At 67.5% G+C, this 9,471-nt stretch carries 6 protein-coding genes and 2 pseudogenes; 6 read left to right on the forward strand and 2 right to left on the reverse strand.

From position 1 onward, the window contains the following. Nucleotides 1-124: 124 nt before the first annotated feature. A pseudogene (locus tag A5678_RS00520) lies at nucleotides 125-2,464 on the forward strand (RND family transporter); the annotation flags it as partial. Nucleotides 2,465-2,554: 90 nt separating this feature from the next. Here A5678_RS00520 and A5678_RS00525 read toward each other — a convergent pair. After that, the gene (locus A5678_RS00525) at nucleotides 2,555-3,211 is read right to left on the reverse strand and encodes an amino acid-binding protein (protein WP_156746703.1); all 657 of its coding nucleotides are present in this window, start codon (nucleotides 3,209-3,211) and stop codon (nucleotides 2,555-2,557) included. 96 nt (nucleotides 3,212-3,307) lie between these two features. Here A5678_RS00525 and gatC point away from each other — a divergent pair, with 96 nt between their 5' ends. The 5 genes from gatC to gatB all read left to right on the forward strand — a co-directional run bounded on the left by gatC (nucleotide 3,308) and on the right by gatB (nucleotide 9,160). Next, nucleotides 3,308-3,607 carry an Asp-tRNA(Asn)/Glu-tRNA(Gln) amidotransferase subunit GatC gene (gene gatC / locus A5678_RS00530; protein ID WP_068036845.1) on the forward strand — a complete coding sequence of 100 codons (300 nt, stop codon included), beginning with the start codon at nucleotides 3,308-3,310 and terminating at the stop codon, nucleotides 3,605-3,607. Further along, nucleotides 3,604-5,085: an Asp-tRNA(Asn)/Glu-tRNA(Gln) amidotransferase subunit GatA gene (gene gatA, locus A5678_RS00535; RefSeq protein WP_068036848.1), complete on the forward strand. Its 1,482-nt coding sequence runs from the start codon at nucleotides 3,604-3,606 to the stop codon at nucleotides 5,083-5,085. Before gatC ends, gatA begins: the two co-directional genes overlap by 4 nt. Nucleotides 5,086-5,128: 43 nt before the next feature. Further along, nucleotides 5,129-6,160, forward strand: a complete 1,032-nt coding sequence (locus A5678_RS00540) for an ATP-dependent 6-phosphofructokinase (RefSeq protein WP_067948368.1) — start codon at nucleotides 5,129-5,131, stop codon at nucleotides 6,158-6,160. Nucleotides 6,161-6,622: 462 nt separating this feature from the next. Then, nucleotides 6,623-7,489, forward strand: a complete 867-nt coding sequence (locus A5678_RS00545; protein ID WP_231983541.1) for a MinD/ParA family protein — start codon at nucleotides 6,623-6,625, stop codon at nucleotides 7,487-7,489. A 159-nt stretch (nucleotides 7,490-7,648) separates the two neighbouring features. Beyond that, nucleotides 7,649-9,160 carry an Asp-tRNA(Asn)/Glu-tRNA(Gln) amidotransferase subunit GatB gene (gene gatB, locus A5678_RS00550; RefSeq protein ID WP_068036851.1) on the forward strand — a complete coding sequence of 504 codons (1,512 nt, stop codon included), beginning with the start codon at nucleotides 7,649-7,651 and terminating at the stop codon, nucleotides 9,158-9,160. A 16-nt stretch (nucleotides 9,161-9,176) separates the two neighbouring features. On the opposite strand, the pseudogene A5678_RS00555 reads toward gatB, so the two are convergent. After that, nucleotides 9,177-9,471: pseudogene (locus tag A5678_RS00555) on the reverse strand (sorbosone dehydrogenase family protein); the annotation flags it as partial.

Genomic DNA, 9,471 nt, shown 5'->3' on the forward strand with positions numbered 1-9,471 from the left:
CCGCGACCAGCACCATCCACCCCCGCCTGACGAGGGAAGCCATCGAAATCCCCTTCACCCGTTCACCTTTCGATCATCGGGCGACACCATCACCCTCGGACCGATGGCAGCTGCCGCCGGGCCGGGTGTGATCGCATTGATGCTGTTCTTCGTCTATCGTTCGGTGCTCACCACGCTGCTCGTGCTCGCAACGGTCCTCATCGAGATGTCCGCCGCGCGCGGTCTGGTCGCCTTCCTCGGCAACGCCGGGGTGATCGGGCTGTCGACCTATGCGACGAATCTGCTGACGTTGTTGGTGATCGCCGCCGGGACCGACTATGCGATCTTTTTCGTGGGCCGCTATCAGGAAGCCCGCGGGACCGGCGAAGACCGCGAAAAAGCTTTCTACACTATGTATCACGGTACGACGCACATCGTGTTGGGTTCGGGGCTCACCGTTGCCGGCGCGGTCGCCTGCCTGGGCTTCACCCGGCTGCCCTACTTTCAAAGCCTGGGCATTCCCGCCGCGCTGGGCATCGTTGTCGCGCTTCTTGCCGCACTCACGCTCGGCCCGGCCATCCTCACCCTGGGTGCCAAGGCAGGCATCTTCGATCCCAGGCGGGCGATGAGAACTCGCGGATGGCGGCGGATAGGCACCGCCATCGTCCGCTGGCCCGGACCCGTCCTTGCCGCGGCGTGCGCTATGGCCCTCGTGGGCCTGCTCGCCCTGCCCGGCTACAAGACGAGTTACGACACCCGGCCGTACATGCCCGCCAGCGCGCCGGCCAATGTCGGATACACCGCGGCGGAGCGTCATTTCTCGCGCGCCCGGCTGGAGCCCGAATTGCTCATGGTGGAAACGGATCACGATATGCGGAACCCGGCCGACATGCTCATCCTGGACCGGGTGGCCAAGGCGGTGTTCCACGTGCCCGGCATCGCCCAGGTGCAGACCATCACGAGGCCGTTGGGCACCCCGCTCGACCACAGCTCGCTCGCCTTCGTGGTGAGCAATTCCAGCGCTGCCCAACAGGAGAACCTGACGTATCAACGTGATCGCGCGAACGACGTGCTGAAACAGGCGGATGAACTCGCGAAGACGATCAACATCCTCAAGCAGCAATACGTCCTGCAGCAGCAGCTGGCCGACACGACCCACAGTGAGGCCCAGAGCTTTCACGACACGATGGGCACGATCCAGGACTTGCGAGACAAGATCGCGAACTTCGACGATTTCTTCCGGCCGATCCGCAGCTACTTCTACTGGGAGAGGCACTGTTTCGACATTCCCGCGTGCTTCGCGTTCAGATCGCTCTTCGACGCCCTCGACGGCATCGACCAGCTCACCGAGAGGTTCCAAGACCTCACGGCCAGCCTGGACAAGCTTGACGCGCTGCAGCCGAAGCTGGTGGAGCTGATACCGCCGCAGATCGCCAGTCAGCAGACCAATCACGACCTGACGTTGGCCAATTACGCCACCCTGTCCGGCATTTACGCGCAGACGGCGGCCGCCATCGACAACGCCACGGCCCTGGGGCGAGCCTTCGACGCCGCCAAGAACGACGACACGTTTTACCTGCCCCCCGAGGTCTTCAACAACCCGGACTTCAAGCGTGGGCTCAAACTGTTTCTCTCGCCCGACGGCAAGGCGGCCCGCATGATCGTCACCCACGAAGGCGATCCCGCGACGCCCGAGGACATTGCGCACATCGAGCCGATCACCAAGGCCGCCCACGAGGCGTTGAAGGGCACACCCATGGCCGGCGCCAACGTCTACGTCGGCGGTACCGCCGCGACGTACAAGGACATCCAAGACGGCGCCAAATACGATCTGTTGATCGTGGCCTTCGCCGCGCTGAGCCTGATCCTGTTGATCATGATGATCATCACGCGAAGCCTGATCGCCGCGCTCGTCATCGTGGGCACGGTCGCCCTATCGCTGGGCGCCTCGTTCGGGCTCTCGGTTTTGGTCTGGCAGTACATCTTCGGCATTCAGCTGTATTGGGTCGTGCTCGCGCTTGCCGTAATCCTCCTGCTGGCAGTCGGTTCCGACTACAACCTGCTGTTGATCTCGCGATTCAAGGAGGAGATCCACGCCGGCCTGAAGACGGGCATCATCCGCGCGATGGCCGGCTCCGGTTCGGTCGTCACCTCGGCCGGCCTCGTCTTCGCCGTCACCATGTGTGCGTTCGTCTTCAGCGGGTTTCAGGTGCTCGGTCAGATCGGCACCACCATCGGCCTCGGCCTCTTGTTCGACACGCTGATCGTGCGGTCATTCATGACGCCCTCCGTCGCAACGGTTCTCGGACGGTGGTTCTGGTGGCCGCAACGCGTGCGTCCGCGCCCGGCTAGCACGATGCTGCGGCCCTACGGTCCGCGGCCGGCGGTTCGGCAGCTGCTGCTGTGGGACGACGACGACCCGGCGGTGCTGTCAGGGTCGAACTCCCAGCCGGTCTTGACGGCCGGCCACCTCCGCGGCACTTAAACCACGTATATGACACGCCGTGAGCGCCCGCCGTCGTCTAATGTCTCGCGCAGCGGCGGTCCATTCCACGAGGTGCCCTCGTAGCGCCCGCTAGCGCAGCATGGTTGCGACGATCCCGGCCAGGTAACCCAGCCGAGCCACCTCCGAAGGCCGGAATTCCGGGCCCGGGCGGCCCAACACCACCGCCGTGTGCGGATCGCCCAGGGGGGCGGCGACCATCGTGGTGTCCATGTCGCGCCAGGCCTGGGGCACCCACTCACCGGTGCTGTCCAGCGTCGCGGCCCGTTCGATGGGCAGCCACGGGGCCGACGCCGCCCGCGTCTCCGGCGTCCCCGGGCTGGCGGCCAGGCGCTGCAGCTCGTCGCCCGCGCTGCGCAGCACGGTGCACCAGCTGACGCGCAGCACCCTGGGCGCCTCGTTGGCCAGGACCTGCAGCCGCGACATCTTGTCGCCGGCCGCGGCGACGTGGTCGAGCAGCTCCAGCTCGCGATGCGCTTCCAACAACCCGGTGTGCGGCCGCACGCTGTCCACCCGGACGCCGGAGAGCGACTCCGCGGCGGTGATCAACGTGTCCGGCATGGCGCCCGGCGGCAACTCGATCACCAGGTCGTCGATCGCATACCCCGAGCTGCGCTCCACCACGTCGAGCGACAGGATGTCGGCGCCCACCGAACCGAGCGCCACGGCCAGCGAGCCCAGGCTGCCCGGGCGGTCGACCAGCTCGATGCGCAACAGATAGGACGGCACGGCCAACACTGTTGCACAGCGATGCCTGGACTGCATTTTCGCGGATAACCGGCGGCCCTGAACCCGGCCACACGCTCGCGGCTAGGCTTTCCTGTCGTGTCCCAGATCTCCCGCGACGAGGTGGCGCACCTAGCCCGGCTGTCCCGGCTGGCGCTGACCGATAGCGAGCTCGACAGCTTCGCCGGCCAGCTCGACGCCGTCCTGACCCACGTCAGCCAGGTGCAGGCGGTCGACGTCACCGGCGTCGAGGCGACCGGCAACCCGCTCAAGGACGTCAACGTCACCCGCCCGGACGAGCCGACCCCCTGCCTGACGCAGCGGGAGGCGCTGGCCGAGGCGCCCGAGGCCGCCGACGGCCGCTTCGCCGTGCCGCAGATCCTGGGAGACAGCGAGTGAACGACGTCATCCGAGCCGACGCCGCGACCCTGGCCGCCCGGATCGCCGCCAAGGAGCTGTCGTCGGTCGAGGTCACCCAGGCGTGCCTGGACCAGATCGCCGCGACCGACGACCGGTATCACGCCTTCCTGCACGTGGCCGCCGACGAGGCGCTTGCCGCGGCGGCCGTCGTCGACGAGGCGGTGGCCGCCGGCGAGCGGCTGCCGTCGCCGCTGGCCGGGGTGCCGCTGGCCCTCAAGGACGTCTTCACCACCGTCGACATGCCCACGACCTGCGGCTCCAAGATCCTTGAAGGCTGGCGTTCCCCCTACGACGCCACCGTCACCACGCGGTTGCGCGCCGCGGGCATCCCGATACTCGGCAAGACCAACATGGACGAGTTCGCTATGGGCTCGTCGACGGAGAACTCCGCCTACGGGCCCACCCGTAACCCATGGAACCTCGAGCGGGTGCCCGGCGGTTCCGGCGGAGGCAGCGCGGCGGCGCTGGCCGCATTCCAGGCGCCGTTGGCCATCGGATCGGACACCGGCGGCTCGATTCGGCAGCCTGCGGCGCTCACGGCGACGGTCGGCGTCAAACCCACCTACGGCACGGTGTCGCGCTACGGCCTGGTCGCGTGCGCGTCGTCGTTGGATCAGGGCGGCCCGTGCGCGCGCACGGTGCTGGACACCGCGCTGCTGCACCAGGTGATCGCCGGTCACGACCTCCGCGATTCCACGTCCGTCGACGCCGCGGTGCCTGATGTCGTCGGGGCCGCAAAGGCGGGCGCGGCCGGTGATCTCAAGGGCGTGCGCGTCGGGGTGGTGAAGCAGCTTCGCGGCGACGGCTACCAGCCGGGAGTGCTGGCCTCGTTCGAGGCGGCCGCCGGCCGGCTGACCGAACTGGGCGCCGAGGTGAGCGAAGTCGACTGCCCGCACTTCGAATACGCGCTGGCCGCCTACTACCTGATCTTGCCGTCGGAGGTGTCGAGCAACCTGGCCCGCTTCGACGCGATGCGGTACGGGCTGCGCGTCGGTGACGACGGGACGCACAGCGCCGAGGAGGTGATGGCGCTGACCCGGGCCACCGGTTTCGGGCCGGAAGTCAAGCGGCGCATCATGATCGGCACCTACGCGCTGTCGGCCGGTTACTACGACGCCTATTACAACCAGGCGCAGAAGGTGCGCACGCTGATCGCCCGCGACCTCGACAAGGCGTACCAGTCCGTCGACGTGGTGGTGTCGCCCGCGACGCCGACCACCGCCTTCGCGCTTGGCGAGAAGGTCGACGATCCGCTGGCGATGTACCTGTTCGACCTGTGCACGCTGCCGCTGAACCTGGCCGGCCACTGCGGCATGTCGGTGCCGTCGGGTCTGTCGCCCGACGACGGCCTGCCGGTCGGGCTGCAGATCATGGCGCCGGCGCTGGCCGATGACCGCCTGTACCGGGTGGGCGCCGCCTACGAGGCCGCCCGCGGCGCGCTGCCGTCGGCCATCTGACCTTTCGTCGCCGTGCGAGTGGCGGGCAGGGCAAGATGAGGGCATGCGGATCGGAGTTCTCACCGGAGGCGGCGACTGCCCGGGGCTGAATGCCGTCATTCGGGCGGTGGTGCGCACCTGCGACGCCCGGTACGGCTCGTCGGTGGTCGGCTTCCAGGACGGCTGGCGCGGATTGCTGGAAAACCGACGCATCCAACTGCAGAACGACGATCGCAATGACCGGCTGTTAGCAAAGGGCGGCACGATGCTGGGGACCGCCCGGGTGCATCCCGACAAATTGCGGGCCGGGCTCGACCAGATCAAGCAGACTCTGGACGACAACGGCATCGACGTTCTCATCCCCATCGGTGGCGAAGGCACCCTGACCGCCGCGCACTGGCTCTCCGAGGAGAACGTTCCCGTCGTGGGCGTGCCGAAGACCATCGACAACGACATCGATTGCACCGACGTGACTTTCGGCCACGACACCGCGTTGACGGTGGCCACCGAAGCCATCGACCGCCTGCACAGCACCGCCGAATCCCATCAGCGGGTGATGCTGGTGGAGGTGATGGGCAGGCACGCCGGCTGGATAGCGCTGAACGCGGGGCTGGCCTCCGGTGCCCACATGACGCTGATTCCCGAACAACCCTTCGACGTCGAGGAGGTGTGCCGGTTGGTCAAACGCCGCTTCCAGCGCGGGGATTCGCACTTCATCTGCGTCGTCGCCGAGGGCGCGAAACCCGTACCGGGCTCGATCTCGTTGCGCGAAGGCGGGATTGACGAGTTCGGCCACGAAAAATTCACCGGCGTCGCGGCACAGCTGGGCGCCGAGGTGGAGAAGCGGATCAATAAGGACGTCCGGGTGACCGTGCTGGGCCACGTCCAGCGCGGCGGAACGCCCACGGCCTATGACCGGGTGTTGGCCACCCGGTTCGGCGTGAACGCCGCCGACGCTGCGCACGCGGGCGAATACGGCCAGATGGTGTCGCTTCGGGGGCAGGACATCGGCCGGGTGGCACTGGCCGACGCGGTGCGTCAGCTCAAGCTGGTGCCTGAAAGCCGCTACGACGACGCGGCCGCCTTCTTCGGCTGATCGCGGCGGATTCGGCAAACGGCGGGTGGCTCCGAGTTGACGCCGACCTGAATTTGCCCGGCGATTGACCAGCTTAGGACCGGTCGGCGCAAATTCGTGGTTTTCAGACTGGTCCTCAGGGGTTATACCGGGGGTGTGAGCAACCGCGGTTCGGTTCGCGGAGTCGTTCAGCATCCCGCGTCGTCGGCGGGGCCACCGGGCCCGCCGGCCAATCCGCAGCGGCAACCTTCTCCACGCGTCGACGCCGATCCGGCAGCCGCCACGGTGCCGCGACCCCACCGCTCGGATCCCTCCATCCGCCGTCCGCCGTTCAGGCCGCCGCCGCCCCCACCTGCGCCCGCCCCGGCCTCGCGGGTCCGTTCGCGGCCGGCGCGACTTGCGGGTGGAACGGCGCTGGACGGACTCGTACAGCACGACCGCGAGGGCTCCGCGAGGCTCGACTGGCGCGAACTGATCCGCCGCGTGACCGGAGTTGATCTGGGCCCAGGCAAGGACGAGCAGTACAAAGAGGATCTGCGCAAGCGCATTCGCGCGGTCGTGGGCGGCGCATTTCCCATCGCAGTGCTCAATCTCAAAGGCGGCGTCGGCAAGACGACGGTGGTGGAGGCGCTGGGGTCAACGTTCGCCGATGTGCGCCATGACCGGGTCATCGCCGTTGATATCGACGCCGGGGATTTGCCGGAACGGCATGGCCGTCCCAACTCGGTGGGCATGCCCGAATTGCTTGCCGATAAAACCATCACGAATTATGCGGATGTCCGGGCGCACACCTACATGAACAATTTCGGCCTGGAAGTGCTCGGATTGCCCGACTATGCGAACACCGACTGGCGACTCGAGCGTCAAGACGTGGTGAAAGCGTTTTCGCTGCTGCGGAACCACTATTCGGTCGTGCTGGTGGACTGCGCCAAGGCCCTCAATTCCGGGGTGATGGACGCGGTCCTGCCCGAGGCGCAGGCCCTGGTCGTGGTGACCAGCACCTCCCTCGACGCGATACGAAAGACGGGCACCACGCTCGATTGGTTGGGCAACAACGGATATCAGGCGTCGGTTGGGTCGACGATACTGGCGATCAACCACGTCGAGCCGGCCAAGGTAGAGCTGCTGGCCGCCAAGGAACTCGAGCGATTGTCCGCGCGCGTCGCCGCGACGGTGGTGCTGCCGTTCGATCGCCACATTCACGAGGGCAAACAGATTGAGCTGGATCTGCTCAGCAAGGAAAGCCGGCGCAGTTACCTTGAGATGGCGGCCGTGCTGGCCGACATGTTCCCGGGCAGGGGTGAGGAGCGCAACCGGTTCCCGGTGCCGCGCTCGCCGCACTGGCCCTGAGTTCGCCCGGCTCCGCCGCGCTCGCGGTCACCACTACGCCTGATGGTGGTGACCCGCTTCGCCCGGCTCCGCCGCGCTCGCGGTCACCACTACGCCTGATGGTGGTGACCCGCTTCGCCCGGCTCCGCCGCGCTCGCGGTCACCACTACGATCGACGGCATGAGTGTTGCTGCCAGCGCCGATCTCATGGACTACGACGACGTCATCGCGCGTTTCGACCCGGTACTCGGCCTCGAGGTGCACGTCGAGCTGTCGACCGTCACCAAGATGTTCTGCGGGTGCTCCACCGCGTTCGGTGCCGAGCCCAACACCCAGGTATGCCCGGTGTGCCTCGGCCTGCCCGGTTCGCTGCCGGTGCTCAACCGCACGGCGGTGGAATCGGCGATCCGGATCGGGCTGGCGCTGAACTGCGAGATCGTGCCCTGGTGCCGCTTCGCCCGGAAGAACTACTTCTACCCGGATATGCCGAAGAACTACCAGATCTCCCAGTACGACGAGCCGATCGCCGTCAACGGATACCTGGATGCGCCGCTCGAGGACGGCACCACCTGGCGGGTCGAGATCGAACGCGCGCACATGGAGGAGGACACCGGCAAGCTGACCCACCTGGGCAGCGAGACCGGCCGCATCCACGGCGCGACGACGTCGCTGCTCGACTACAACCGTGCCGGCGTGCCGCTGATCGAGATCGTGACCAAGCCCATCGTCGGCGCCGGTGCCCGGGCACCGCAGATCGCCCGCGCCTACGTCACAGCGTTGCGAGACCTGTTGCGCGCCTTGGATGTATCCGATGTCCGTATGGATCAGGGCTCGATGCGTTGCGATTCGAACGTGTCGCTGATGCCGACCGGAACGACCGAGTTCGGCACGCGCACCGAGACAAAGAACGTCAACTCGCTGAAAAGCGTTGAGGTGGCGGTGCGTTACGAGATGCAACGGCAGGGCGCCGTCCTCGCATCCGGCGGCCGGATCATTCAGGAGACGCGCCACTTTCACGAGGCGGGGTACACCAGCCCGGGCCGCGCCAAGGAGACCGCCCAGGACTACCGCTATTTCCCCGAGCCCGACCTGGAACCGGTCGCACCCAGCCGCGAGCTGGTCGAGCAGCTGCGCCAGACGATCCCCGAGCTACCGTGGCTGAGCCGCAAGAGGATTCAGCAGGAATGGGGCGTTTCGGACGAGGTGATGCGCGATCTGGTCAACGCCGGCGCCGTGGAACTGGTCATGGAGACCGTCAAGCACGGCGCGGCCAGCGAGCAGGCGCGCGCCTGGTGGGGAAACTTCTTGGTGCAGAAGGCCAACGAAGCGAACATCGGCCTCGACGAACTGGCCATCACCCCGGCGCAGGTCGCCGCGGTGATCGCGCTCGTCGACCAGGGCAAGTTGTCCAACAAGCTGGCCCGCCAGGTCGTGGAGGGGGTGCTGGGGGGCGAGGGCGAACCCGAGCAGGTGATGACATCCCGCGGTCTCGAGCTGGTCCGCGACGATTCGGTGACCCAGGCCGCGGTCGACGAGGCCCTGGCCGCCAATCCCGATGTGGCCGAGAAGATCCGCGGCGGCAAGGTGGCCGCGGCGGGCGCGATCGTCGGCGCGGTGATGAAGGCCACCCGGGGACAGGCCGACGCGGCCCGGGTGCGCGAACTGGTGCTGGCCGCCTGCGGGCAGAGCTGACGAAAGCGCTTTTCCGCTAGGTCTTGTCGTCGTTGTTGCGCGGGAAGCCGCCGCCCTGCGGGAACAGCGGGAACACCACGTCGTCGAGCTTCTCCGCATCCCCGGCGGTCTTGTTGACCGTTGCGCCCCAGACGTTTCCGTCCGGTGACATCCGCAGCGCCCACGCGTGGGCATGGGTGTCCTTGCGCACCACGTCGGGTTCCCCGGTGACCGCGCCCGTCGACGGTGCCAGCCGCACGGCCACCGTCAGTTTGGTGTTGATCAGGTTGACCAGCACGGTCCCGTCCATCGCCGCGCAGCCGGCCACGCCG

It is taken from the genome of Mycobacterium sp. E2733 (genome assembly GCF_001667585.1).
Taxonomy (GTDB): domain Bacteria; phylum Actinomycetota; class Actinomycetes; order Mycobacteriales; family Mycobacteriaceae; genus Mycobacterium.

Excerpts from the sequence above, each read along its gene's own strand:
- A5678_RS00540 (WP_067948368.1), top strand. The coding sequence starts at position 5,129 with ATGCGGATCGGAGTTCTCACCGGAGGCGGCGACTGCCCGGGGCTGAAT.
- gatB (WP_068036851.1), top strand. The coding sequence starts at position 7,649 with ATGAGTGTTGCTGCCAGCGCCGATCTCATGGACTACGACGACGTCATC.